The organism is Achromobacter xylosoxidans A8 (assembly GCF_000165835.1).
In the GTDB taxonomy this organism is placed as follows: Bacteria; Pseudomonadota; Gammaproteobacteria; order Burkholderiales; family Burkholderiaceae_B; genus Achromobacter; species Achromobacter xylosoxidans_B.
Window position 1 is genome coordinate 1,790,819 of sequence record NC_014640.1, and the last position, 24,105, is coordinate 1,814,923.

Consider the following 24,105-nt stretch of genomic DNA (forward strand, 5'->3'; position numbering starts at 1 on the left):
CGCGGAACCGGAATTATCGCCATGACCTTGCCGTCTTTTCAGCTGCGCCGCAATGCCTTCGGTCGTCTGGAGTTCCAGGCCGCCGGTGGCGAAACCCATGAAGGCGTGCTGCCCGTGCGCGCCTTTCCCATCAGCGAGCCGGGCCGCGGCTTGTCGCTGGTGACGGTGGATGGGCATGAACTGCTCTGGATCGAACACCTGTCCGACGTACCGGCGCCGCAGCGCGCGCTGATCGAGGAGGAACTGGCGAGCCGGGAGTTCATGCCCGAGATCCGCAAGCTGGCCAGCGTTTCCACCTTCGCCACCCCGAGCACCTGGCAGGTCGATACCGACCGCGGCCCGACCTCGTTCACGCTGCGCGGCGAAGAGGACATCCGCCGCCTGAGTCCGCAGACTCTGCTGATCGCCGACAGCCACGGCATTTTCTATCTGGTGCGTGACATCCAGTCCTTGGACAAGCACAGCCGCAAGCTGCTGGACCGCTTCCTCTAGGGCCTTTGCAAGGCGCCTTTTGGCGTGAGCGGGCCCTGGATTCAGACTTCCCGCGGCCGCTTGAACGGGGAGTGGCTTTCCAGCTCTCCCAGATAGTCCGTTACCGCCGCTGTTTCCTCATCCAGGAAGTTCTGGATCGCGTCCGCGAAGCCGGGATGCGCGACCCAATGCGCCGACCACGTGGGCGTGGGCAGCAGCCCGCGCGCCATCTTGTGCTCGCCTTGCGCGCCGCCCTCGAAGCGCGCGATGCCATGGGCGATGCAATAGGCGATGGACTGCATGTAGCAAGTCTCGAAGTGCAGCCCCGGCACGTATTCGGTCGCACCCCAGTAGCGGCCATAGAGCGCGTCGCCGCCCGCGAGGTTCAACGCCGCCGCCACCGGCTGGCCGTCGCGCTCCGCCAGGATCAGCACAAAGGCCTCGGCCTGTTCGCGCTGCGCGCGGCGGAAGAATTCGTGGCTCAGGTAGGGCGGATTGCCATGGCTGAAGTAGGTGCGGCAATAGCATTCATAGAAGAAGTCCAGCTCGGCCGCGCCGATCGCGGCGCCGCGCAGCCAGCGGTACGAGAGTCCGGCAGCCGCGACCTTCTTGCGGTCCTGGCGGATCTTCTTGCGCTTGTCGTGGCTCATCGTGGCCAGAAAGGCGTCGAAGTCCGCGTATCCCGGATTGGTCCAGTGGAACTGCACGCTTTCGCGGATCATGAAGCCGGCTTCGCGCAGCGCCTGCATGTCGATGTCCGACGGGAACAGCAGGTGCAGCGAGGAAACCTTGATCTCTTCGGCGAAGGCGACCAGCCCGCGCACCAGCGTGGCGCGGTCTTCATCGTTGCCTGCCAGCAGCCTGGGGCCGGTCACCGGCGTGAAGGGAATGGCCGAGAGCAGCTTGGGGTAGTAGCGCAGCCCGTGGCGCTGGAAGGCGTCGGCCCAGGCGTAGTCGAACACATACTCGCCGCGCGAATGCGACTTCAGGTACAGCGGTGCGGCCGCGGCCAGCGCGCCGTCGCGCCACAACGCCAGGTAATGCGGCGCCCATCCGGTCTGGGGCGTGGCGCAGCCGGTTTCGTGCAGCGCGCGCAGGAACGTATGGCGCAGGAAGGGCTGGTCTCCCGCCAGCGCGTCCCATTGCTGGGCGTCGATGCGGGACAGGTCGGTCTCTATGGTCAAGCGCAGGGAATCCATGGCTGAATGATAAAGTCTCCGGGTATGCGCGAGGCCTGCGGCCCCAGCGTTTTCACGGGATTTCGGGCGGGCTTGAGGCCGCCCGCACAGAGAAGCATATGGACAGCAATACGACGCCCGCTGCGGCCGGGCACGCTCAGGATTGCCTGCGCGGGCAGGCGCTGGCGGCCCTGGCCGCCACGGCGTGGCAGGACAAGCTGGTGGCGGTGCGCGCCATTTCGGATGGGGCGGTGCTGGACTGCGGGCGGGTGTTCGCGCCCACGGCCGGGTTGCCGGGCCGCCCGCCGTTGCCGCAGATGGTGCCCCCGGCCCAGGTCAAGCAGCGCTCCATGGCCACGCAGGAAGGGCGCGCGGCGCTGCTGCACGCGTTGGCGCACATCGAGTTCAATGCCATCAACCTGGCGCTGGACATCATCTGGCGCTTCGCCGGCATGCCGCCAGCCTTCTACCGCGACTGGCTGCGGGTGGCGCGCGAAGAGGCCTATCACTTCGATCTGCTCAGGCAGCGCCTGGCCGTCATGGGCCACGCCTATGGCGACTTCCCCGCGCACAACGGCCTGTGGGACATGGCGCAACGCACGCAGACAGACCTGCTGGCACGCCTGGCGCTGGTGCCGCGCACGCTGGAAGCGCGTGGCCTGGATGCCTCTCCCGCAATCCGCGCCAAGCTGGCGGGCGCGGGGGACGCGGACAGCGCGGCCATCGTCGACATCATCCTGGCCGACGAGATCGGCCACGTGGCCATCGGCAATCATTGGTACAAGCACCTGTGCGCGCAGATGGGCCAGGATCCCGTGGCCTGCTATGCCGAACTGGCGCAGCGCTACGACGCGCCCCGCCTGCGCGGCCCCTTCAACCTGGAGGCGCGCCGCGCCGCCGGATTCGACGACGCCGAGCTTGCCGCATTGCAGGCCGGTTGACTGGACGACATGAGCATCGACAACTCCATCAAGACCTTGCGGACCCGCCCGCTGCGCGCGCTGAGCTGCGCCCTGGCCGGCAGCGCTTTCATCTCACTGGTGGCGCCCACGGCTTACGCCGCCGACGCGTTCGCGGCCTGCCTGGCGCAATTGCGCGGCCCGGCGCTCAAGGCCGGCGTGTCGGGCGCCACGTTCGATACACAAACCGCGGGGCTCGCGCCTGACATGACGGTGCTGGATCTGCTGGACGCCCAGCCGGAATTCAAGACGCCGATCTGGGACTACATGGCGGCGCTGGTCGACGACGAGCGCGTGGCCGACGGCCAGGCCGGGATGGCGCGCTGGCAGTCCGACCTGGAGCGCGCCGCGTCGCGCTACGGCGTGGACCCGGCCACCATCGCCGCGGTCTGGGGCGTGGAGAGCAACTACGGCCGCACCCTGGGCGGCCGGCCCCTGCTGACTTCGTTGTCCACGCTGTCCTGCTTTGGCCGGCGCCAGGCCTATTTCCGCGGCGAATTCTTTGCCACCCTGAAGATCATCCAGGACGAGCACATCGCGCCCGAGCGTCTGACCGGCTCGTGGGCGGGCGCCTTCGGCCAGACCCAGTTCATGCCCTCGACCTACTTGCGCCTGGCGGTGGATTTCGATGGCGACGGCCGCCGCGACCTGGTCGATAGCGTGCCGGACGCGCTGGCCTCCACGGCCAATTTCCTCAAGCGCGCGGGCTGGAACAGCGCCCTGCATTGGGGCTACGAAGTCCGCCTGCCGGCGGGCCTGGATACCTCGGGCGCGGGCCGCAAGAACAAGCGCGCGATGTCGTACTGGGCCGGGCGCGGGGTCACGCGGGCCGACGGCCAGCCGCTGCCCGCGGGCGACACGCCGGCGGGCCTGCTGCTGCCGGCGGGCCGGGGCGGTCCCGCCTTTCTGGTTACGCGCAATTTCGACGCCCTGTATTCCTACAACGCCGCCGAAAGCTACGCCCTGGCCATCGCCCACCTGTCCGACCGGCTGCGCGGCGGCGGGCCGCTGGCGCAAGCCTGGCCGACCGACGACCCGGGCCTGTCGCGGGCGCAGCGGCGCGAATTGCAACGGCTGCTGATTGCCCGCGGCTATGAGATCGGCGAACCCGATGGCATGATCGGCAAGCGCACCCGCGAGGCTTTGCAGACGGTGCAGCGCGAGCTGGGCCTGCGGCCGGACGGCCGCGCCGGCCTGAAGTCGCTGCAAGCCTTGCAGGCAGGGAAGGGCGCAAACTGACCGGCCGCAATCGACAAGCTTTGCAAAGATGCCGGGTGTCATCCATCAGATGACAGGCAGGGCGGCGGGCATGGGCCTATACTGATTCTCCGATTTTTCAGGAGCACGATGATGAGCCTATTGGATACCTTGGCCTCGATGGCCGGCGGCGGTCAGCAAGGGGGTTCGGCTTCGCTGCTGCCCGCGCTGATCGAGCAACTGAACAAGTACCCGGGCGGCCTGTCCGGCCTGATCGCAAGCTTCCAGAAGGGCGGCTTGAACGAGATCGTGGCCTCGTGGGTGGGCACCGGCCAGAACATGCCTGTCAGCGCCGACCAGCTCGGTTCGGTGCTGGATCCCGGCGTCGTCAACGAACTGGCCGCCAAGACCGGGCAGGACACGGATTCCGTGCTCGGCTCGCTGTCCTCGCTGCTGCCGCAGCTGGTGGACAAGGCCACTCCCAACGGCGAGGTGCAGGGAGAGCAGCAATTCAACCCGGCCGACCTGCTGGCGTCCTTGTCGGGCATCTTCGGCAACCGCGCAGGCTAAGTCCTATCGCCAGGCAGCCCATGCAGGCGTCAGCGCCTGCTTCCACCGGCCGGCGGCGCCTGTTGCAGGGCCTGGGCGTGGCGGCGCTGGCCGCCAGCCTGCCCGCCTGCGCGCCGGCCTGGTCGGTGCCAAGCACCTTCTGGCAACTGTGGCCCAGCCACCTGGAATTGAGTCCGCAGGCCTGGCGCGAGCGCATCGCCGCCATGCACGCGTTGGGATTCCGCGAGATCATCATCCAGTGGGTCGGGGCCAGCGGCGGGGCTCAGCCCTGGCAATTGCCCGCGCCCACGCTGGCGCTGATCTTCGACGAGGCGGAGCGCCTGGGCATGGGGCTGCAGCTGGGCCTGCCCTACGACGAGCGCTGGTGGCGGCAACTGGGCAATCCGGATGACGCGGCGCTGGCCGCTTTTCTGCAGGCCGCGCAGGCGCAGGCGCTGGCCTATGCGCGGGCGTCGGACGCAACCGGGCTTGCGGCGTTCCGCGGCTGGTACATCCCTTATGAAATCGAGCAGCACAGCTGGGCCGCGCCCGGCCGCCAGCCGCGCCTGGTGCAGTGGCTGCGCGAGCTGTCCGATCCGCTCGCGCAACAGACCGGGCGCGCGCCGGCCATATCCACCTATCACAGCAAACTGCCGGGAACGCTGAGCCTGGCCGACCTGTGGAGCGGACTGTTGGACGCCGCCAGGCTGAGGCCCATGCTGCAGGATGGGGTAGGCGTGTCCGGCATGGCGGCCTATGAGGCGCTGGAACCTTTGCACCGCATGCTGCTGGCGCGGCGCGCGCCGTTCGACCTGATCGTCGAACTGTTCGAGGAACTGCCGTCCGGACGCCAGGACGGCACCACGTTCAATGCCCGTTCCGCCGATGCCGCGCGCGTGCGCCGCCAGTTGCGCATCGCGCGGCGCTACCGCGCGCAAAGCGTGGTCGCCTTTGCGGCGGATCCCTGGCTGATCGGGCCTACGCCTGAGGCCGAACGTCTGCGGCGGGAGTGGCCGCTCTAGGCGGCCGATACGCAGGCCGGAAGGGGAAGGGCTAGCGCGGTTGTTGCGCCGCGGCTATGGCCTTGAGCTGCGCGCAGGTCTTTTCCTTGTCGGCCGCGCTCAGCGCGCCCAGCTGCGTCTTGGCCTGGCCGTACGACTGCGAGAAGGCGGTGTCGAAGTCCGCGCCCGACATGCCTTGGGCGCTGGTCGCGGTCTTCTGCTGCTGCTTCATCTGTTCGAGCTGCGCGGCCGAGTAGGCACCGCAATACTCGGCGGCGGCATGCATCTGGCCGCTCAGCGCAGCCAGGTTGGGCATCTGGCCCGGGGGCATGGCCTGCTGGGCGAGAGCGGCGCCGCTGGCCAGGGTCAGGGCGGCGGCGGCCAGGGCGATACGGGCTTGTTTGATAATCGGCAATTCAATCTCCAACGCGGTGAAGGATGAGGGTTGCACGCGCGGCGATCGCGCTGCCGGCGTGGCGCGGAGCACTATGCCCGATTCATTGTTATAGGCTTATGAACTGATGTAATAGGGTGTATCCGCGGCGATGCCGCTCAGTACGACAGCGTCATGTTCATGAACCAGCCTTTGGCGCGGTCGCTTTCGCCGCCGCCCAGGCTGGTGCGGTACTGGACGCCGAAGTCCAGGTAGGAGCGCGGCGCGTTGTAGTGGTCTTCGCGGAACCAGTAGCGCACATTGAAACCGGGGCCCACGCCCAGCGACCACGAAGTGTCATGGTCGGACAGGACCACCGACCCGCTGCCGTAGCCGGGCAGGTCGTCGAGTTTGGCCACGCTCTTCTGCCACAGCCAGTCCGCGCCGATGACTGCATACGGAAACAGCACCAGCTTGTCGCTGATGCTGGTGGCGCGGAAACTGCGGCCCACGCGCAGCTCGCCGGAGAGGAAGGCCTGGTCGCGCTTGAGGCGGCCCGAGGAACTGCCCAGGTCCTGCTGGCGCTGGCCCTTGGCATCCACCGAGTAAGCTGTGTAGCGGGCGCTGTTGTCGTCCCAGGCGTAGCCGGCTTGCGCATAGCCTTCGATGGTGAGCCAGCTCGGCACGTCCACGCGTAGTTCGCGGCCCTGGTAATAGCCGTAGGTGACGTAGGACATCCAGCCCCCGGCGTTGCCGTTGAGCTTGTAGCGCGCGACCGCGCTCTGGTCCTGCAGATTGGGGTAGGCGTTGTGGAAGGCTTGCTGCGCGGCGCACTGCACCGCGCTGGATTCCGGGTAGGCGTAGCCCTGGCGGGTGGCGGACCCCAGGAAGAAGCGGCGTTCGATGCCGAAAGTCACGCCGGTATCGGCCAGCAGATAGCGCAGGCCCAGCGCGCCTATGGTGCTGGGGATGCCGGAGGAGCTGCTGTTGTTGCGGAAGCGTTCTTCGTTGGAGCGTTCATCGGGCGTGCTTGCGCCCGTGCAGGGGTCGACGTTCCTGCGCGACTCGTAGGTGCTGCCGCTGTCGTACAGCGTGTTGGAGCTGCGCGCATAGGCTTCCAGCATGCCCCAGCGGTTGTTCAGCTGCGGCGGACGCCAGAAGATTTCAGCGGTGCTGAATACCACGTCGCCAGGGGTGTTGATGGCGGCGCCGCCCAGGCTGGAACTGGCGGGACGCGCGCCTCGGTACGACGCCGAGAACGAGCCGCCCCATTCGCGCGACAGCGCGGCGACGCCGCTGCGCGTGTTGTAGCGTTCCAGCGGCGTCAGGCCCAGTTGGCCGGCATCGTCCATGTCGATGGCCTGCTTGAGCGAGTCGGTGGCGGCGCGGTTGTCGCCCATCGCGGATTGCGCATAGGCCTGGTCCAGGATCAGGCGCGGCGGCACCTGGCCGGTCGCACGCGCCGCCGCGAAGTCCGATACCGCCCCTGCCGGCTGGCCCAGGCGCTGGCGCGCGTAGCCGCGCTGCGCGAGCAACTGGGCTGAGCCCGGCTGGCGGGCGATGGCGTCGCTCAAGCGCGCTTCCGCTTCGGCGGCTTGGGCCTTGGTGCCCGCGGCCAGCGTGGTCGTCAACAGCTGGGCGTAGCTTTCGTTGTCGGGCGCTTCGGCCACGGCCTGGCGGGCCAGGACGATGGCTTCCTGGTACGCGCCCTTGTCGTAGGCGGCATAGGCGCCGGTGGCGGCCACGCTGCCCGGGGCTGGCGCGGCGGGCGCCTGGCTCGCGGCGAGCTGTTTCTGGAAGGCCTGTTGCCTGGCTTGCAGCGCGGCCTTGTTGGGCGCGCCCAGCGCCAGCGCCGTGTCGACGGCCTGGCTGGCGGCTTCGTAGCGCTGCTGCGCGCCCAGCGATTCCACCCACAGCAAGGCCCATTCGCCCTGCCTGGGCACGGCGCGGAAGGCGCGCTCGGCGCCCGCGGCGGCGGCTGCGTAGTCCTGGCGTCCATAGTCCGCATAGGCGCGTGCCGCCACGGGGTAAGCGCGCTGGTACGGCGTCTGCGGCGCGGGCTTGCGGACGGGGGGCGACGCTTGCGCCTGAACCTGTGCCTGTGCCGGCGTTTGCGCCGCGGGTTGCGCGGGCGTTGCTGCCACGGCCGGCGGACGCTGCAGGTTGGCCTTGGCCAGGCGCAGCTCAGGCGTGCCCAAACCGTCGGCGATGGCCGCGTCGGCCGCGCGCGCGGCCTCCTGGCGCTTGCCCTGTTTTTCCAGGGCGTACACCAGCAGCAGACGCAGGCGGGCCACATCCGGCCGCAGGCGGATCGCGTTTTCCGCCATGACCTGGGCGGTTTCGTAATGGCCGGCGTCGTACTGCTTGTAGGCCTGGTCGGCCAGTTGGTAGGCGTCGCCTTCCAGCGGACGTTCGGCTGCGGCGCCAGGTTGCGCGGCGGCTTCGGGAGCCGCCGCCGTGCACAGCAGCATGGCGGTGAAAGCCAGCGAACGGGAAATAACGGTCATGGAGGAGAGGGCCTGTGCGATAGCGGGTCCGCGGGGTGCTCGGTTTGCGTCGGGGCGCCTTGCTGGAACGACAGCGCTTCATGCAAGGTCTTTTCGTCGAGCCAGCCCCGCTCCATCAGGATTTCGCCCAGCGGCCGCTTCTCGCGCGCCTGGATCTCCAGCGCCTGTTCCAGCATCTGGTGGTCGATCGCCTGCCAGGACAGCAGCAGGTCGCCCAGGCGCTGGCGTTGCTGCGCCAACTGGTCGGTGGACGGGAAGTCATGCATGGTCTTGTCCCAGGCCAGCCGCTTGCCTGTGATCAGGTGGCCGATGAACAGGCGCCAGGCCCGCGCCGCCGCCATGGCGTTGATGAAGTTGCCGACGATCATGCGCGGCATGGACAGCAGCGCATGTTCCCAGCCGTACATGCGGCCGACGAAGTATGCGCGCTGCACCACGCGCAGCAGCAGCGCCCCCGCGTTCAGCCACATCAGCGTCACCAGCCAGCCGCCAGGGCGGAAGTACGAGGGGTAGTAGACCTTCCACCAGCCGAAACGGTCGGCCAGGTAGAAGAGGAAGAAGTTGGCCAGCAGCAGATAGGCCAGGATCGCGATGAACGAGGTGAACAGGCCCTTGCGGTCGCGGAACAGCAGATACTTGGTCGCCAGCGATCCCGTCCATCCCACCTGCTGCCAGCCTTGCAGGCCGATGCCCAGCGTCCAGCGGGCCTTTTGCCGGTAAGCGGTGCGGAAGGTATTGGGGAAGTACTCGCGCACCCCCAGCGGCATCTTGATGGCCGAGACTTTCTCCCGCCCCAGGCCGAACCAGGCGCGGCGGCGGGTCACGTACTCGACCTCGAACTTGCCGAAGATCTGGCGCATGCCGCGCTGGGCCAGCCGCGCGCCGATGTCGTAATCCTCGGTCAGCGTGTCGGTATTGAAGGGCTGGTTGTTCGTCTCCGCCGCCAGCACCTCCAAGGCATGGCGCGAGAAGCAGGTGCCCACGCCTGCGGACGGCACCATCCTGGACAGGCTTTCGCGCACCACCAGGTCCTTGGTGTGCCACTCGGCGAATTCGTCCATGTAGGTGCCGGCGACCAGCTCGTGCCATTCCCGTTCCAGCGAGGTCACCGGCAACTGGATGAAGTCGATGCGCGGCAGCAGGTAGTTGTAGTACTTCAGTTCCAGCGGGTGCAGCACGTCTTCGCTGTCGTGCAGGATCACGCCGGCAAAGGGCTCGGGCTGCAGCGCGTTCTGCGCGAAGATGGCCTGCACGATCCAGTTCAGGCAGTCGGCCTTGCAGGTCGGTCCGTCGTGCGGCACTTCCACGCGTATCAGCTGGCGGTAGCGGCGCCGCATGCGCTCTACTTCCTTGATGGTGCGTTCGTCGTTCTGGTAGGTGCCGGCGAAGATCGTGTAGTTCTTGTATTCCAGCGTCGACACCATGTTTTCCAGCATGGGGGCGATCACGTCGTACTCCAGCCAGGCAGGCACCATGATCGCCAGCGGCTGTTCCTGCTTGGCGCGCAGCTGTTCCGCGGTCAGCGCCGCATACTGGCGCTTGACCGTCAGTCCGCGGCGCAGTTCGCGCAGCCAGAACCAGCCGTCGATGAACAGGTCATCCAGGCTGGACAGCAGGATGATGACGCCGACCACCGCCGTCACGATCTCCAGGCCGCGGTAGTAGTCGGCGATGAGGTAGGGCCAGTAAAGCGAGGACATGGCGTCTCCGGATTACTTGCTGTCCTTGTTCTTCCTGCGGCTGACGCGCAAGGCGGCGATCAGGATCAGGAGCAGGATCAACAGGCCCACGCTCAGGGCCGGCACGCTCCACGACAGGTAGTTGCGCCACTCGAAGAAGGCGCTCGCGCCCGCGCCCGGCGGCTGGCCGGCGGCGGGGTTGGCGCTGTCGATCCAGGCCAGCGGCCCCGCCGCGCCGATGATGGCGATGTTGCCGCGGTTCAGCACGAAGGGCGTCTGCGGCATGGCCGGGCGCTGGCCCAGCGTGTGCCACAGCAGGCCGTCCTGGCCCCCGGCGCGCACCACTTCGGCCGTGCTCAGGTTGTCCAGCCCGGAAATGTCCAGCCAGGGCGCGCTCTTGCCGTCCACCGTCAGCTGCTTGCGGTCCGTGACCTTGACCATGGGCTTGGCGCCGTCCACGGCGACTTCCATCGCGACGAATGGGCCGCCGGGCTTGGCCGTCTGGCCCGCCGGCGTGAGCGACAGCGCCGCGCGCGTGGCCGACAGGCCGCTGGCCGTGGCGATGCCGATGACGCGTTGCAGGCTGGCGGGCGCGTCGGCCAGATAGGTGTCGGGGACCAGCAGCTGAGGACTGCCGGCCAGCAGCGGCAGCAGCCCCACGAAGGTGCCATCGGGCTGCGCGCGGCCCGGCTTCACGTAGCTGGTGGGCAGCACGTTCACCGGATAGCCTTGCGGGATTTCGTTGCAATCCACCGATACCGGCTGGCGCTGGAAGGTGACGCGCACCGCGTTGTTCAGGCCCAGGGCGTAGCCGGGCACGCGCGCCGTGAGGCGCTCGGGATGGCCGTCGGCGTCCATCTGTTTGGCGGCCAGCAGAATGCCGTTCCAGAACACCGAGGCGACCGGGCGCGTGGCGGAGGCGCCGGGCGCGGCGGCCAGGTCCATGACCAGTTCGTCCGGCATGCTGCCGTCCGCGGAAACGGCGGCCAGCGCGAACGTGGCGTTCCAGTCGCCGCGCGCGACCACGTCGAAGCTGGCGGACGATCCGCCCAGCGCCGTCAGGCGCATGCCTTCCGTGGCCGAGGCTTGCGGCGGCTCGGCCGCCTTGACTTGCGCCTGGCGCGTAACCAGGATGCGGCGCCAGGCCGTGTCGAAGGCGCCCGCGCCCTGCGCGCCGGCATTGGCGGCCACCGCGATCACCGCCTGCCGGCCCAGCGGCGCCAGGCGGATCTCCTTGGATGGCAGGTCCTGGCCGGCCAGCGGCATGCGCCGCTGGCGCCATGCCTTGAAGGCCTCCGCGGCGTCGGCGTCCTGCGCCAATTGCGCCTGCAAGGCGTCCAGCGCCTCGCTGTAGCGGGCGCGCAGCGCGGCGTCCGCGATCACCACGTCGCCGCTGACCGCGGGGGCGCCCATGACCAGCAGCGCGCCGATCTCGGCGGGGCTGGCCAGCTTGTGCTTGTCATTGCCCGCCAGGGCCGCGAACGCAGGCACCTGCCCAAGTCCGTTCGGCGCCTGCAGGCCGTGGGTGTCGATCTCGTCGCCCACAGTTGGGAAGGCGTGCACCGCGACCCGCTTGCCGCTGCGCTCCATCGCCACGCCCATGCGCCAGGCGCTGTCGAACGCCTGCTGGTCGAGCTTGGCGCCCGCCACCATCAGCACGGGCTTGCCGGGCAGGGTGCTCCAGGCCTCGTCCAGGCTGCCGATGGCCGAGGCGTCGTAGCGGTAGCTCAGGCGTGTGCGCGGCGAAATCATCAGGGCGTTGGCGGTGGCGCGGTTGCTCTCGCACTGGCGCTGCGCGATCTCCGATTGCCAGTCCACCGCCAGGCGCACGAAGCCCGTGTCGCGCACGCGCTGCTCCACGTTCAGCTTGCGCGTGGCCGATCCCTCGCCGTCGGCGATGCGCTGCGCGGTCTGCGGCACGCCGTCCACCCACAGCACCATGCTGGCGCGGCCTGGTTCGCCCTTGATGTAGCGCGCGTCGAAGTCCAGCGTGGCATCGGCTATCGGCACGCCGCGGGGGACCGGCAGGTAGAACTCCTGGCGCGCGTCGCTATTGCTCAGCACCACGGGCTCGCGGATGCCCAGATCCTCCAGGCTGGTGTCGCGCGTGACCCAGTCGTCGCCCAGCAAGCGCCGCAAGGCGTCGCCCGCGGGACTGGCCATCGCTCCCAAGGGGAGCAGCAACCCGGCGGCGATCAGGGCGCGGCAAAGGGTGCGGGCGGCATGGGAATGCGGGGCATGGGGCATGGAGGCTCCGGTGGTGGGGACTGGGGCGGCTAGCGGGCCGCGGCAGGCGCCTGAGGCGAAAACTCGGTGACGGCGCGGCCGCAGAGCGCGTCGACGATGCGCTGGCTGGCGAGGCCGTCGCCATAGGGATTGATGCGGCGCGAGAAAGCGGCGTGCAGTTCCGGGTGGTCGAGCAGGCGGTTCACTTCGGCCAGGATGCGCTGCGTGTCGGTGCCGACCAGCGTCACGGTGCCGGCCTGCACGGCCTCCGGGCGCTCGGTGACGTCGCGCATCACCAGCACCGGCTTGCCCAGGTAGGGCGCTTCTTCCTGCACGCCGCCCGAGTCGGTCAGGATCAGGTAGGCGCGCTGCATGAACCAGACGAAGTCCAGGTAATCCAGCGGGGCGATCAGGTGCACGCGCGACAGGCCGTCCAGCTGCGCCATTACTACGTTGCGCACTTGCGGATTCAGGTGCACGGGATAGACGATCTGCAGATCCTCGCGCCGCGCCAGTTCGGCCAGGGCGGCGCAGATATGCCGGAAGCCGTCGCCGAAGCTTTCGCGCCGGTGCCCGGTGACCAGCAACAGGCGGCGCTGCGGATCCAGCCAGCCGTAGCGTGTCGCCAGTTGCTGCGCCAGCGCGCCCTCGGGGGCGAGCTTGCCGCAGGTCAGGGCCAGCGCGTCGATCACGGTATTGCCGGTGACGGTGATGCGCCCCGACAGGTTTTCGCGCAGCAGGTTGGCGCGCGATTGCGCCGTGGGCGCAAACAGCCAGTCGCCCACCGCATCGACCACGCGGCGGTTCATTTCCTCGGGGAAGGGCTTGGCCAGATCGCCGGTGCGCAGGCCGGCTTCGACGTGGCCGATGCGCGCACGGCGGTGGAAAGAGGCCAGCGCGCAGGCCGACGCGGTGCTGGTGTCGCCATGGACGAGCACGCAATCGGGCTGCTCCGCCTCCAGCACGCTGTCCACCCGGCTGATCAGCCGCGCGTACAGGCCGTTGAGCGTCTGGTTGGGCACCATGATGTCCAGGTCGTGCTGCGCCCGCAGATCGAACAAGGCCATCACCTGATCCAGCATCTCGCGATGCTGGCCCGTCACGCAGACGACGCTCTGGATCCGGGGTTCGCCTTGCAACGCGGCCACCAGGGGCGCCATCTTGATCGCTTCGGGACGGGTCCCGAATATGGAAAGGACTTTCATCGCAAGAACGGGCCCCCTACGCCGGTGGCATTTTCTTGCGTAGATTATGGATTGAAAGTAATCGTAATATGTGACGGTTTATTTCATAAGAGGGCGGTTGTCGGCGAATGTGGGGGCAATCTGTTGCTTTCGCGCGATGGCGATGGCCTATCCGGCCTCATTCGCCGGCCATTGGAAGCGCTGCGCCACCTTGTCCATGAAACGCCCTGCCGCCTCGCGGTGGTACTCGGTGGAACGGGCCACGCCCTGGCCGGCAGCCTCCAGGTCCAGCATCGCGTTCAGGTCGCTGTTGAGCGACGCGTTGAAGCCGCGCTTGGTGATCGCCAGCGCCGCCATGGGCAGTTCGGCCATGGACAGCGCGATCTGCCGCGCGCGCGCGTGGATCCGTTCCTGCGGCTGGATCTCGAACACGATGCCCATCTCCTTCGCTTCCTCGGCCTGGAATTCGCGGGTGGAGAAGGCCAGTTCCTTGGCGCGTTGCAGGCCCACCATGCGCGGCAGGGTGTACATGATCGCGCAGTCGGGGATAGCGCCCAGCCGCAGGAAGGACAGGCAAAAGCGCGCCCGCGGCGAGGCCAGGATCAGGTCGGCGGTCAGGGCCAGGCCCAGTCCGGCGCCATAGGCGGGGCCATCGACCGCCGCGATCACCGGCCGGTCCAGCGTGATCAGGCCTTCTATCGTCTGCAGCAGGCCGGCCATGCGTTGGTGCGCTTCTTCGGCGGAGCCGCCCGAGCCCATGGTGGAAATGTCGCCGCCCGAGCAGAAAGCGCCGCCGGCGCCGGCCAGGATCACGACGCGCACGCCGCGGTCACGCCGGATCTGGCCCACCAGATGGGCCAGCTCTTCGCGCATGACCATGTCCAGCGCGTTGCGCTGAGAAGGACGGTTCAGGGTGATGGTGGCGACGCCGCCTTCGACGGTATAGAGCAGGGTCTTGAATTCGCTAGAGATGACTTGCATCGTATCGGTCTCCATGTCTGCCTTCCAGGATGGCCAGGCCGCGCCATGCGGGCCTGGCCGCAAGTTGCCGCGGGCCGTCAGGCGATGGCGCCGCGCTCGCGCAATGCCTGGATCTCGGCTTGCGCCAGGCCCAGTTCCGCCAGCAATTCTTCCGTGTGCGCGCCGGGCGCGGGCACGGCGCCGGCCTGTCCCGGCGTGCGCGAAAGGCGCGGCGCGGGGGCGGGATGCACGATGCCGCCGGTTTCGATGAAGCTGCCGCGCGCCCGATGGTGGGGATGTTGTGGCGCTTCCTCGAAGTCGAGCACCGGCGCGAAGCAGGCGTCGGTGCCTTCGAGCAGCGCGCACCATTGCTCGCGGGTCTTGCCGGCAATGATGCCGGCCAGCTTGGCGCGCAGCGGCGGCCATTGCGCGCGCTCCCATTGCTGCTGGAAGTCCGGGTCGTCGATGCCGCAGCGCTCCAGCAGCAGGCGGTAGAACTGCGGCTCGATCGCGCCGATGGAAACGTACTTGCCATCCGCGCAGGCATAGCAGCCGTAGAAGTGGGCGCCGCCGTCCAGCATGTTGGCCTGGCGCTGGTTGACCCAGTCGCCGCTTTGCAATTTGCCGTGGTAGGCGCTGGCCAGCAGGGAGGCGCCGTCGCAGATGGCCGCGTCCACCACCTGGCCCCGGCCCGTGCGGCCAGCCTCGAGCAGGCCGCAAAGCACGCCGAAGGCCAGCATCATGGCGCCGCCGCCCATGTCGCCGACCAGATGCAGCGGCGGCGTTGGCGGCAGCCCGGCATGTCCCATGGCGTGCAGCGCGCCGGTGATGGCGATGTAGTTCAAATCATGGCCGGCCGCTTGCGCCAGCGGGCCGTCCTGGCCCCAGCCCGTCATGCGCCCGTACACCAGCCGCGGGTTGCGCGCGAGGCATTGCTCGGGTCCCAGGCCCAGCCTTTCCATGACGCCAGGCCGGAAGCCTTCCAGCAAGGCGTCCGCGCGGTCCAGCAGCCGCAGCACGATGTCGGTCGCGCCGGGTTGCTTGAGGTCCAGCGCGATCGTGCGGCGGCCCCGGTCGATGATGGTGCCGCCGCCGCCCAGGAACCCGGGCGTCAGCCGGTCGATGCGGATCACGTCCGCGCCCATGTCCGCCAACATCATGGCGCAGAAGGGGCCGGGCCCTATGCCCGCCATTTCCACCACCGTAAATCCGCTCAGGGGACCAGCCATGTCTATCGTCACTCCATGATGTATCGGGTGCTCAGGATTCGAAGAATTCGGCGCGCGCGTCCAGGATGATCTGGATGTACTGCTCCATGTTGGCGTCCATGCGGTGGGTCGGGCCGACGATGGAAAGGGCGGTCAGCTGCCCGCCCACGCGTCCCGCGATGCCGACCGCCGATACGCCTTCATTGCCTTCGTCGCGGCTGTTGAAGTAGTGCTTGGATAGCTGCGATTCGATCTGCGCGCGCAAGGTAGCGGGGTTGGTGATGGTGCTCGCCGTGACGTGTTCGAACGGCAGCGTATCGATGAGCGCATTGCGTTCCGCCGCATCCATCTCGCCCAGCAAGGCCTTGCCCAATGCCGCGGCCTGCAGGTCGAAGGTGGTGCCGGCCTTCACCACGTAGCGCAAGGCGCGCGGGCTCTCCTGGCTGGCGTAGATCTTCACCTTGTTGCCGTCGAGCAAGCCGCACATCGACGATTCACCGGACTGGCGCGTCAGGATCTCCAGCGCTTCGGAAGCGAAGGACTGCAGCGGGTCGGCCGCCGAGATGCCCTGGGCCACGTCGAGCAGCCTGCCCGTGGGGTGGAAGTAGCGCGATTTCGGCGTGCGCAGCAGGTAGCCCGCCTGGCGTAGCGTGTAGAGCAGGTCCGAGCAGCTGCTGTCGGCCAGATCGAGAAAGCGCGCCATTTCCGAGTTCGTCAGGGGACGGCGTTCCCGCGCATAGACTTCGAAGACTTGCAGTACACGCTGTGCGGTAGGAAGGATTTGCGGCATAGGATGTCGGAGTTGAGTGGGGAGCCGGCCCGGGCGGTTGCGTAGTCGGTCATTTCAACGCGGAAATGCCCAGTACGCTCTGCGCCATGAGCAGGGCCTGGATCTGGTTGGTGCCTTCGGCAATGCTCAGGTGGCGGGCGTCGCGGTAATGACGCTCGACGGGGAACAGCGTGGTGTAGCCCGCGCCGCCATGCACCTGCATGGACAGTTCGGCCACGCGCAGCACGGCGTCGGTGGCGTGGCGCTTGGCCATCGAACATAGCATCTGGCTGTCGGCGGCGTTGCGGTCCAGCGCGTCGGCGGCGCGCCAGCACAGCAGGCGCGAGGTTTCGACCAGCGTCATCATGTCGGCGATCATATGCTGCACCAGCTGGAAGCCGCCGATGGGCCGGCCGAACTGGACCCGGTCGCCGGCGTATTTTACCGCTGCCTCATAGGCCGCCTCGGCAATGCCCAGCGCCGAGAACGCCACCACGCAGCGGCCGATATTGAGGTATTTCTTGGCCAGCGCGAAGCCCTTGCCCTCGGTGCCGATCAGGTTGGCCGCGGGGATCTCCACGTCTTCGAACAGCAACTCGCCCAGCGGGCAGCTCAGCATGCCCATCTTGTGGATGGGGCTGGATGAGAAGCCCGGCATGGCGCGCTCGAACAGCAGGCAGGACACGCCGCGTTCGCCGCTTTGACGCTGGGTCTGCACGAACACCACGCCCAGTTCGCACACCGTGCCCAGGCTGATGTAGAGCTTGCGGCCATTGACGCGCCAGCCAGTGGCGGTTTCCACTGCGCGCGTTTCGACATTGGCGGCGTCGGAGCCGATGTTCGGTTCGCTGAGCGCGAAGCTGGCGATCGCCTCGCCCGAGAGGACGCGCGGCAGGTACTTTTCCTTGAGATAAGGCGAGCCGCCGTCGCTCAGCACCGAGGCGGCCAGATTGCTGGTGCTGACGATGCTGCGCAGCGACGGCCAGACGCGCGCCAGCTCGGCTATCAGCATGCCGTAGGTCGTCATCGGCAAGCCATAGCCGCCGTCCTTTTCCTGCAGCATGCCGCCCAACAGGCCGAAGTCGCGCATGGCGCGGACCATTTCCTGCGGCACCACGCGGGCTTCGGCCTCGTAGCGGTTGACGATGGGCGCGACTTCGGCCGTCAGGTAGCGGCGCAGCGAGTCGCGCAATTCGATCTGGGTGGAGTCCAGTGAGAAGTCCATGCGAGTCCTAGGCGGATAGGGTCGAAGAGAGAAATCCGGCGGCGGTCATGGCCGGCGCTGCATCAGGTCGGGCTCCGCGTCGGGGCGCAGACCGATCAGCGCGTCCAACGGCATCGCGCCTTGCCCTTCGGCGCCGACCCAGACCGGGTTTAGCTCCAATTCCTGCAAGGCGTCGCGGTGGCTCCAGGCGAAGTCCGAGACCCGCAGGATCAGGTCTTCCAGCGCGGCGAGATCGGCTGGCGGCTGGCCGCGCACCCCGTCCAGCACTTCGGCGTAGCGGATCTCGCGCAGCAGCGCGCGCGCATCGTCGCGCGACAGCGGCACCATGCGGTGGGCCACGTCGCGGATGGTCTCGACGAAGATGCCGCCCAGGCCGAAGGTCAGCACCAGGCCGAAGGCCGCGTCGCGATGCACGCCGACCAGCACCTCGCGGCCACCCGGCGGCAGCATGCGCTCCACCAGGATGCCGTCGATGATGGCGCCGGGATGATGGCGAGCGACCGACTCGTGGATGGCCGCGTAGGCCTCGCGCGCCGCGTCGGGGTTGGCGATGCCCAGCTTGACGCCGCCCGCTTCGGTCTTGTGCGCGATCTGGGCGCTGACCACTTTCATCACCACGGGAAAGCCCAGGCGCTCGGCCTCGCTGGCCGCCTGCTCGGCGCTGGCGACCACCCGCCCTTCAGGAATCGGCAGGCCGGCTTCGCGCAGCAAGGATTTGGCCGCGGCTTCGCTGAGCATGCGGGCCTGGCCGGCCGCGCCTTCCGCGTGGCGGGGCGCAGCAGCCGTCACGCCTTCGGCCCGCTGCCACGGTATGGCTTTGGACAGGGCCGCGATCGCGTCCGACAAGGACAGGAAGGGCAGCAGGCCGGCAGTTTCCAGCAACTGGAAGCCGCCGCCCAGGCGCCGGCTCATCCAGACCGGCACGATCAGGGTGTCGGTTTCGGCCGCCACCGTGGCGATGGCCTGCGCCATGCCGTCCGTGATGCTGCCGTAGTCCATGGGAATGGGGAACAGCACCGTGCCGACCGCCGGGTCGGCGCATATCGCGCGCAGGCAGGCGGCCGAGGCTTCGGGGTTGCGCAGGATGTCGGCGGTGGTGTCGACCGGATTGTCCATGCTGGCGAAATCCGGCAACAGCTTGCGCAAGGCGGCCTTGGTTTCAGGCGCGAACACCGCCATCGGCAGCCCGGCGGCGCCGGCAATGTCGGCGGCCAGCGCGGCGGTGCCGCCCGAGAAGGTATAGATGCACAGGCCCTTGCCGCTCTTGGCGGTGATGCGCGTCAGCAGGCGCGAGGCCGCCAGCAGCTGGTCCAGGTCGTCGACTTCAATCGCGCCGAACTGGCGGAACACGGCGCTGTTGACGGCGGCCGTGCCGGCCACCGATGCCGTATGCGACTGCGCGGCGCGCACGCCGGCTTCGGAACGTCCCACTTTCAGCACCACGACCGGCTTGTGGCGCGCGCGCGCCAGCTCCAGCGCGGCGGTCAGGCGCCTGCCGTTCTTCACGCCTTCCATCAGCAAGGCGATTACGCCGATCTTCGGATCGTTGGCCATGTGGGCGATGAAGTCCGGAATCTCCAGGTCGACCTCGTTGCCGGCGGAAAACCACAGGCCCACGCCCTGGCCATAGGACAGGCCCTGCAGCAGGTTGCGGCCCAGTCCGCCGCCCTGGGTCGCCAGACCGATCGAACCGCTGTTCAGATCGTCCTTGAAAGCGGGCGAGAAGGTCATGCCCAGGCGGTCGCGCACATTGACGAAGCCAGGACAGTTCGGTCCGTAGACGTGCAGGCCGGTGTCCTCGCACAGCTGGGCGATCTCGCGTTCCAGGCGCTGGCCTTCCTCGCCGGCTTCCGAGAAGCCGGAGGTCATGACCACCGCGAACGGAATGCCGCGCGCCGCGCATTGCCGCAGGGAATCCAGCACCAGCGACGCGTTGATCATGATCAGGGCCACGTCGATCTCGGCCTCGGGCAAGGCGCTGATGGACGGCCAGCAGGGCCGGCCGCCGATCTCCTGATAGGCCGGATTGACGGCATACACCTCGCCCGGCACCGACGAATGCAGCACCAGGTTGTCGTACAGGCGGCGTCCCTGGCTGGATTCGCGGGCGGAGGCGCCGACCACGGCGATATTGCGCGGATTGGTGAAACGGGTCAGGTCTGCGAACGGTTTCATGCCGCGTCCTCCATGGACCGCAGCACCATGGCGAAGTCGGCCTGGACCACCACCTCGCCGCGCTGATTGATGGCTTCGCGCCGGAACACCACTTTGTCCTTGCCGGGCCGGTATTGCCCGGCCTTCTCCGTTACCGTGACCCGCACGACGATGGTGTCGCCGATGAAGGTGGGCTTGGGAAAACGGCAGTTGATGTCGATCAGCGCCAGTACGTAGGGTTCCAGCTGGCGGTAGCCGCTGGACTGGGTGGTCAGTCCGGACAGCACGGACAACACCAGCAGGCCGTGGGCGATGCGCTGGCCGAAGGGCGTGGCGCTGGCGTATTCATGGTCGACGTGCAGACGGTTGAAGTCGCCCGACAGGCAGGCGAAGTTGACGATGTCGCTCTCGGTGATGGTGCGGCCGGCCGACTCGAAGCTGTGGCCGACTTCCAGCGGCTGCTGGATGGGACGCGGGGATTGGCAGGCAGGGCTTGCGCTTTGCATGGCTGATCGGATTCCGGAGTGGAGGGGCGTCTTACGAAGCGTAGCGGCCGCCAGTCACGTGCAGCAGCTCGCCCGTGATGAAGGAGGACCGCTCGGACGCCAGGAAGGCTACGGCGTTGGCGATGTCCTCGACCGCGCCCAGGCGCGGCACCGGCTGGCGCGCCAGCGCGTTGGCGCGCAGGGTCTCGTAGGTGGACAGGCCGCGCACCAGCGGCGTTTCGATCAGGCCCGGGGCGATGGCGTTGGCGGTGATGTTGAACTTGCCCTGTTCCAGCGCCAGCGCGCGGGTGAAGCCGATCAGGCCGGCCTTGGCGGCCGAGTAGTTGGTCTGGCCGGGGTTGCCCCAGTGCGCGCGCGAGGCGATGTTGATCACGCGGCCCCACTTCCTTTCCATCATGGAGGGCAGGGCGGCCTTGGTGCAGTAGTACGCGCCCTTGAGGATGGTGTCGACCACCGAATCCCAGTCCTCCACCGGCATCTTGAGCAGGTATTTGTCGCGGGTGAAGCCGGCGTTGTTGACCAGGATGTCGATGCCGCCGAACTTGTGTGCGGCCAGTTCGGCCATGGTCTGGACCTGCTCGGGATCGCAGACGTCGAGCACGGCGCCGATAGCGTCGTGGCCGGCCTGCTGCAGGCTGCCGACGGCCTGTTCCACCGATTCGGGGTTGATGTCGGTAATGACGATGCGGGCGCCTTCCTGTGCCAGGGCCAGCGCCGACGCATAGCCGATGCCGCGGCCGGAACCCGTGATAACAGCGACTTTACCGGTGAGTTGCAGGTCCATCTTTATTCCCCTTCTGTAGCTGATGGTGCAAGGCGCCCTAGGCCGAAATCCGACATCTCGGGTAATGCGCCAAGCAGGTTTGAGTTTATTCCGAGGTCCCGAACAAATATACACATCATCGGAAATGTTGACAATTGATATCGGCACATCGTTATACTGTTCGGCATGTCGGAATAAGTTGGCCCGGCATTCCCATATCTCTAAAAAAATCGGAAGGAGATCGACTCATGGCAATGTTGAAGGGATTGTTGGCCGCGGTACTGAGCCTGGCTGCCGTAGGCGCAGCCAGCGGGGCCGACGCTTATCCGGACAAGCCGGTGCGGGTGTACGTGGGCTTCGCGCCCGGCGGCGCCACCGACCTGCTCGCCCGTCTTTACGCCAAAAAGCTCGGCGAACGTTTCAACCAGACTTTCATCGTGGAAAACCGCCCGGGCGCCGGCGGCAATATCGCGATCCAGGCGCTGACGCAAGCCCCAGCCGATGGCTACACCATCGCGATGGCGGCCAACTACGTGGCGGCCAACGCCGCCATGAAACGCAATCCCTACGACTGGGAGCGCGACCTGATGCCCATAGGCATGGTGGCGTCCACGCCGAACATTCTGGTGGTGCCGCCCGGCTCCAACATCCAGGGCGTCGACGACCTGATCCGCAAGGCCAAGGCGGGCGGCAACAAGCTGACCTTCGCCTCGGCCGGCATGGGCTCGTCCATCCATCTGGCGGGTGAACTGTTCAAGGTCATGGCAGGGGTCGACATGACCCACGTGCCCTACAAGGGCGTGTCGCCGGCGGAGGTGGACCTGATGTCGGGCACGGTCGACATGATGTTCGGCAGCGTCTCCACCGCGATTCCGCTGGTGCAGTCCAAGAAGCTGAAGGCGCTGGCCGTGACCGGGCGCGAACGCATGAAGGCGATGCCGGACCTGCCCACCATCGAGGAGGCCGGACTCAAGGGCTACGACGTGGAAGCGGTGTACTTCATGGCCGCGCCCGGCAAGGTGCCGGCGCCGGTGCTGAAGACTCTGGCCGAAGCGGTGGCCGACATCAACAAGCAGCCCGATGTGCAGGAGTTCATGGACCGGATCTACGCCCGGCCCCTGACCGGCGGCCCCGAAGAGGCCCGCGCCTTCCTGAAGTCCGAAGTGAAGAAGTGGCAGGGCGTGGTCGACGCCACCGGCATGAAGGTGGATTGACGCGCGGTAACGGGTCCGCCCAGCGGATTCGCAACAGCGGGCGCCACAAGCCCGCGGCATATAGAACTATCAGGAGACATACATGAACACACGCAGGCGAAACACGCTGGCAGTGCTGGCCAGCCTGATGACAGCGATGGCCTTGCCGCAGACGTCGCGCGCGGCCGATGGCTACCCGAACAAACCGTTGCGCCTGATCGCGCCCAGTTCGCCGGGCGGGATCCTGGACATCACCAGCCGCATAGTCGGCAAGAAACTGTCCGAACGGCTGGGGCAGCCGGTGGTGGTGGAAAACATGGCGGGCGCGGCCGGCATCCTGGGCATGCAAGGCCTGCTGCGCGCCGAGCCCGACGGCTACACGATGGTCATGGGCAGCAGCGGACCCAACGCGGTCAATTACACGCTGTACAGCAAACTGCCTTACGCGATGTCCGACTTCGCTCCGGTGATCCGCATCATCACCATGCCGAATGCGCTGGTGGTCAATGCCAATGCGCCGGTCAAGACGCTGGCGGAGTTCCGCGACTATGCCCGCAAGAAGCAGGGCAACCTGTCCATGGCCGTTTCCATGATCGGCACGTCGGGCCACCTGGGCGGCGAACTGCTGAAGAACCGCCTGGATTTCACCGCGGTGACCGTGCCCTACAAGGGCGCGGCGCCGGCGACCAACGACCTGGTCGCGGGGCAGGTCGACTTCACGGTCGAGAACGTCATCACCGTGGCGCCGCTGGTCAAGGCCGGCAGGCTGCGGGCGCTGGCCGTCACCACCCGCGAGCGCAGCCAGATCCTGCCCGATGTGCCGACGCTGGCCGAGCAAGGCTATCCCGACGTCGACGTCGGCGCCTGGCTGGGCGTTCTGGTCGCGGCGCGCACGCCGCCGGCCGTGGTGGCGCGCCTGAACACGGAACTCAACGCGGTCCTGGCCGACGAGGAAGTGAAGAAGCAGCTGGCGCAGCAGGGCGGCATTCCGCTGGGCGGCACGTCGGCCGAATTCGACAGCTTCATCCGGTCGGAAAAGGACCGCTGGGAAAAAATCATCAAGGCCGCCGGCATCAAGGCGGAATGACCAACATGCCGGCGGCACGGCGCCGCCGGCATGCTCAGAGAGGCATGATTCATGGCAATCGATTATCAAAACCTGCGCAACTGGAAGTTCGAGGACCGCGTCGACCGCTATAGCGCGCGCGACTGCATGATCTATGCGCTGGGACTGGGTTACGGCAGCGATCCGGCCGATGAAGCCGAGCTGCGCTACGTGCATGAAGAAGGGACGGCCGTGGTGCCGACCTTCCTGGCCACCATCGGCGCGCCCAACGGCTGGGCGGCGGATCCGGCCACCGGCATAGACTGGCTCAAGATCCTGCACGGCGAGCACCGCATGACCTTCCATGCTCCGCTGGCCGCGGCCGGCTGCGTGCGCAGCCAGACCCGCGTCACGCGGGTGGTGGACAAGGGCGCCAGCAAGGGCGCGCTGGTGGTGACCGTGCGCGACATTTCCGACGCCGATAGCGGGGCGCCGCTGGCCACGGTGGAGCATGTGTCGTTCTGCCGCGCCGATGGCGGCTTCGGCCAGGGCGACGAAGCGCCCGAAGCCCTGCCGGCCACGCCGCAACGCGAACCCGACCAAGTCGTGCTGCTGTCCACGCTGCCGCAGCAGGCCTTGCTCTATCGTCTGAACGGCGATCTCAATCCGGTGCATGCGCTGCCTCATATGGCGCAAGCGGCCGGCTTTGACCGGCCTATCCTGCATGGCCTTTGCACCTACGGCATGGCGGCGCGTGCCCTGCTGCAGGCTTGCGCGTCCTCGACGCCACAACGCCTGGGCGCCATCGCCGCGCGCTTTTCGGCGCCGTTCTTCCCGGGCGAGACGCTGCGCGTGGAGATCTGGCGCGACGGCGACAACCTGCAATTCCGCGCACTGGCCCATGAGCGCGGCACCGTGGTGCTGAGCAACGGCGTCGCCAGCCTGGCGCATTGAGCAA

General features: G+C 67.9%; 21 protein-coding genes. 8 read left to right on the plus strand and 13 right to left on the minus strand.

Annotated elements, in window-relative coordinates; genetic code table 11:
• Nucleotides 1–21 precede the first annotated feature (21 nt).
• Complete coding sequence (locus tag AXYL_RS08345) at nucleotides 22–492, plus strand: DUF1854 domain-containing protein (RefSeq protein WP_013392357.1); 471 nt, start codon at nucleotides 22–24, stop codon at nucleotides 490–492.
• Between the two features lie 41 nt (nucleotides 493–533).
• Here the strand turns inward: AXYL_RS08345 and AXYL_RS08350 are convergent, their stop codons facing one another.
• A complete protein-coding gene (locus AXYL_RS08350; protein ID WP_013392358.1) occupies nucleotides 534–1,670 on the minus strand; it encodes a GNAT family N-acetyltransferase in 1,137 nt (378 codons plus the stop codon).
• A gap of 98 nt (nucleotides 1,671–1,768) precedes the next feature.
• On the opposite strand from AXYL_RS08350, the gene AXYL_RS08355 reads away from it, so the two are divergent.
• The 4 genes from AXYL_RS08355 (at nucleotide 1,769) to AXYL_RS08370 (ending at nucleotide 5,376) form a co-directional block, all read left to right on the plus strand.
• The gene (locus AXYL_RS08355) at nucleotides 1,769–2,590 is read left to right on the plus strand and encodes a ferritin-like domain-containing protein (protein ID WP_013392359.1); all 822 of its coding nucleotides are present in this window, start codon (nucleotides 1,769–1,771) and stop codon (nucleotides 2,588–2,590) included.
• A gap of 27 nt (nucleotides 2,591–2,617) precedes the next feature.
• Complete coding sequence (locus tag AXYL_RS08360) at nucleotides 2,618–3,847, plus strand: lytic murein transglycosylase (RefSeq protein ID WP_413772870.1); 1,230 nt, start codon at nucleotides 2,618–2,620, stop codon at nucleotides 3,845–3,847.
• A gap of 111 nt (nucleotides 3,848–3,958) precedes the next feature.
• Nucleotides 3,959–4,375: a YidB family protein gene (locus AXYL_RS08365; protein WP_041652833.1), complete on the plus strand. Its 417-nt coding sequence runs from the start codon at nucleotides 3,959–3,961 to the stop codon at nucleotides 4,373–4,375.
• 20 nt (nucleotides 4,376–4,395) lie between these two features.
• Complete coding sequence (locus AXYL_RS08370) at nucleotides 4,396–5,376, plus strand: DUF4434 domain-containing protein (protein ID WP_013392362.1); 981 nt, start codon at nucleotides 4,396–4,398, stop codon at nucleotides 5,374–5,376.
• A 31-nt stretch (nucleotides 5,377–5,407) separates the two neighbouring features.
• Here the strand turns inward: AXYL_RS08370 and AXYL_RS08375 are convergent, their stop codons facing one another.
• From AXYL_RS08375 to AXYL_RS08430, 12 genes are all read right to left on the minus strand, one after another.
• Nucleotides 5,408–5,770 carry a hypothetical protein gene (locus tag AXYL_RS08375; RefSeq protein ID WP_013392363.1) on the minus strand — a complete coding sequence of 121 codons (363 nt, stop codon included), beginning with the start codon at nucleotides 5,768–5,770 and terminating at the stop codon, nucleotides 5,408–5,410.
• 137 nt (nucleotides 5,771–5,907) lie between these two features.
• Nucleotides 5,908–8,235, minus strand: a complete 2,328-nt coding sequence (locus AXYL_RS08380) for an NfrA family protein (protein WP_013392364.1) — start codon at nucleotides 8,233–8,235, stop codon at nucleotides 5,908–5,910.
• A complete protein-coding gene (locus tag AXYL_RS08385) occupies nucleotides 8,232–9,935 on the minus strand; it encodes a glycosyl transferase family protein (protein ID WP_013392365.1) in 1,704 nt (567 codons plus the stop codon). The genes AXYL_RS08380 and AXYL_RS08385 overlap by 4 nt, the downstream gene beginning before the upstream one ends.
• 12 nt (nucleotides 9,936–9,947) lie before the next feature.
• Nucleotides 9,948–12,161, minus strand: a complete 2,214-nt coding sequence (locus AXYL_RS08390; RefSeq protein ID WP_013392366.1) for a cellulose biosynthesis cyclic di-GMP-binding regulatory protein BcsB — start codon at nucleotides 12,159–12,161, stop codon at nucleotides 9,948–9,950.
• Between the two features lie 29 nt (nucleotides 12,162–12,190).
• Nucleotides 12,191–13,345, minus strand: coding sequence for a non-hydrolyzing UDP-N-acetylglucosamine 2-epimerase (gene wecB / locus AXYL_RS08395; protein WP_013392367.1), 1,155 nt, complete (start codon nucleotides 13,343–13,345; stop codon nucleotides 12,191–12,193).
• A 147-nt stretch (nucleotides 13,346–13,492) separates the two neighbouring features.
• Nucleotides 13,493–14,320, minus strand: a complete 828-nt coding sequence (locus AXYL_RS08400) for an enoyl-CoA hydratase/isomerase family protein (RefSeq protein ID WP_013392368.1) — start codon at nucleotides 14,318–14,320, stop codon at nucleotides 13,493–13,495.
• A gap of 62 nt (nucleotides 14,321–14,382) precedes the next feature.
• Nucleotides 14,383–15,513, minus strand: a complete 1,131-nt coding sequence (locus tag AXYL_RS08405; protein WP_013392369.1) for a CaiB/BaiF CoA transferase family protein — start codon at nucleotides 15,511–15,513, stop codon at nucleotides 14,383–14,385.
• A gap of 31 nt (nucleotides 15,514–15,544) precedes the next feature.
• Complete coding sequence (locus tag AXYL_RS08410) at nucleotides 15,545–16,282, minus strand: IclR family transcriptional regulator (protein WP_013392370.1); 738 nt, start codon at nucleotides 16,280–16,282, stop codon at nucleotides 15,545–15,547.
• A 49-nt stretch (nucleotides 16,283–16,331) separates the two neighbouring features.
• Nucleotides 16,332–17,486 carry an acyl-CoA dehydrogenase family protein gene (locus tag AXYL_RS08415; RefSeq protein WP_013392371.1) on the minus strand — a complete coding sequence of 385 codons (1,155 nt, stop codon included), beginning with the start codon at nucleotides 17,484–17,486 and terminating at the stop codon, nucleotides 16,332–16,334.
• Between the two features lie 45 nt (nucleotides 17,487–17,531).
• On the minus strand, nucleotides 17,532–19,661 hold the full coding sequence (locus AXYL_RS08420; protein WP_013392372.1) for an acetate--CoA ligase family protein: 2,130 nt from the start codon (nucleotides 19,659–19,661) through the stop codon (nucleotides 17,532–17,534).
• A complete protein-coding gene (locus AXYL_RS08425) occupies nucleotides 19,658–20,146 on the minus strand; it encodes a MaoC/PaaZ C-terminal domain-containing protein (RefSeq protein ID WP_013392373.1) in 489 nt (162 codons plus the stop codon). Before AXYL_RS08425 ends, AXYL_RS08420 begins: the two co-directional genes overlap by 4 nt.
• A gap of 31 nt (nucleotides 20,147–20,177) precedes the next feature.
• A complete protein-coding gene (locus tag AXYL_RS08430; RefSeq protein WP_013392374.1) occupies nucleotides 20,178–20,930 on the minus strand; it encodes a beta-ketoacyl-ACP reductase in 753 nt (250 codons plus the stop codon).
• 227 nt (nucleotides 20,931–21,157) lie between these two features.
• Here AXYL_RS08430 and AXYL_RS08435 point away from each other — a divergent pair, with 227 nt between their 5' ends.
• From AXYL_RS08435 to AXYL_RS08445, 3 genes are all read left to right on the plus strand, one after another.
• A complete protein-coding gene (locus AXYL_RS08435) occupies nucleotides 21,158–22,123 on the plus strand; it encodes a Bug family tripartite tricarboxylate transporter substrate binding protein (RefSeq protein ID WP_013392375.1) in 966 nt (321 codons plus the stop codon).
• An 82-nt stretch (nucleotides 22,124–22,205) separates the two neighbouring features.
• Nucleotides 22,206–23,189: a Bug family tripartite tricarboxylate transporter substrate binding protein gene (locus AXYL_RS08440; RefSeq protein WP_013392376.1), complete on the plus strand. Its 984-nt coding sequence runs from the start codon at nucleotides 22,206–22,208 to the stop codon at nucleotides 23,187–23,189.
• A gap of 51 nt (nucleotides 23,190–23,240) precedes the next feature.
• Nucleotides 23,241–24,101 carry a MaoC family dehydratase gene (locus AXYL_RS08445; RefSeq protein ID WP_013392377.1) on the plus strand — a complete coding sequence of 287 codons (861 nt, stop codon included), beginning with the start codon at nucleotides 23,241–23,243 and terminating at the stop codon, nucleotides 24,099–24,101.
• Nucleotides 24,102–24,105 lie beyond the last annotated feature (4 nt).

Excerpts from the sequence above, each read along its gene's own strand:
- AXYL_RS08345 (WP_013392357.1), top strand. The coding sequence starts at position 22 with ATGACCTTGCCGTCTTTTCAGCTGCGCCGCAATGCCTTCGGTCGTCTG.
- AXYL_RS08350 (WP_013392358.1), bottom strand. The coding sequence starts at position 1,670 with ATGGATTCCCTGCGCTTGACCATAGAGACCGACCTGTCCCGCATCGAC.
- AXYL_RS08355 (WP_013392359.1), top strand. The coding sequence starts at position 1,769 with ATGGACAGCAATACGACGCCCGCTGCGGCCGGGCACGCTCAGGATTGC.
- AXYL_RS08365 (WP_041652833.1), top strand. The coding sequence starts at position 3,959 with ATGAGCCTATTGGATACCTTGGCCTCGATGGCCGGCGGCGGTCAGCAA.
- AXYL_RS08370 (WP_013392362.1), top strand. The coding sequence starts at position 4,396 with ATGCAGGCGTCAGCGCCTGCTTCCACCGGCCGGCGGCGCCTGTTGCAG.
- AXYL_RS08380 (WP_013392364.1), bottom strand. The coding sequence starts at position 8,235 with ATGACCGTTATTTCCCGTTCGCTGGCTTTCACCGCCATGCTGCTGTGC.
- AXYL_RS08385 (WP_013392365.1), bottom strand. The coding sequence starts at position 9,935 with ATGTCCTCGCTTTACTGGCCCTACCTCATCGCCGACTACTACCGCGGC.
- AXYL_RS08390 (WP_013392366.1), bottom strand. The coding sequence starts at position 12,161 with ATGCCCCATGCCCCGCATTCCCATGCCGCCCGCACCCTTTGCCGCGCC.
- wecB (WP_013392367.1), bottom strand. The coding sequence starts at position 13,345 with ATGAAAGTCCTTTCCATATTCGGGACCCGTCCCGAAGCGATCAAGATG.
- AXYL_RS08400 (WP_013392368.1), bottom strand. The coding sequence starts at position 14,320 with ATGGAGACCGATACGATGCAAGTCATCTCTAGCGAATTCAAGACCCTG.
- AXYL_RS08405 (WP_013392369.1), bottom strand. The coding sequence starts at position 15,513 with ATGGCTGGTCCCCTGAGCGGATTTACGGTGGTGGAAATGGCGGGCATA.
- AXYL_RS08410 (WP_013392370.1), bottom strand. The coding sequence starts at position 16,282 with ATGCCGCAAATCCTTCCTACCGCACAGCGTGTACTGCAAGTCTTCGAA.
- AXYL_RS08415 (WP_013392371.1), bottom strand. The coding sequence starts at position 17,486 with ATGGACTTCTCACTGGACTCCACCCAGATCGAATTGCGCGACTCGCTG.
- AXYL_RS08420 (WP_013392372.1), bottom strand. The coding sequence starts at position 19,661 with ATGAAACCGTTCGCAGACCTGACCCGTTTCACCAATCCGCGCAATATC.
- AXYL_RS08425 (WP_013392373.1), bottom strand. The coding sequence starts at position 20,146 with ATGCAAAGCGCAAGCCCTGCCTGCCAATCCCCGCGTCCCATCCAGCAG.
- AXYL_RS08430 (WP_013392374.1), bottom strand. The coding sequence starts at position 20,930 with ATGGACCTGCAACTCACCGGTAAAGTCGCTGTTATCACGGGTTCCGGC.
- AXYL_RS08435 (WP_013392375.1), top strand. The coding sequence starts at position 21,158 with ATGGCAATGTTGAAGGGATTGTTGGCCGCGGTACTGAGCCTGGCTGCC.
- AXYL_RS08440 (WP_013392376.1), top strand. The coding sequence starts at position 22,206 with ATGAACACACGCAGGCGAAACACGCTGGCAGTGCTGGCCAGCCTGATG.
- AXYL_RS08445 (WP_013392377.1), top strand. The coding sequence starts at position 23,241 with ATGGCAATCGATTATCAAAACCTGCGCAACTGGAAGTTCGAGGACCGC.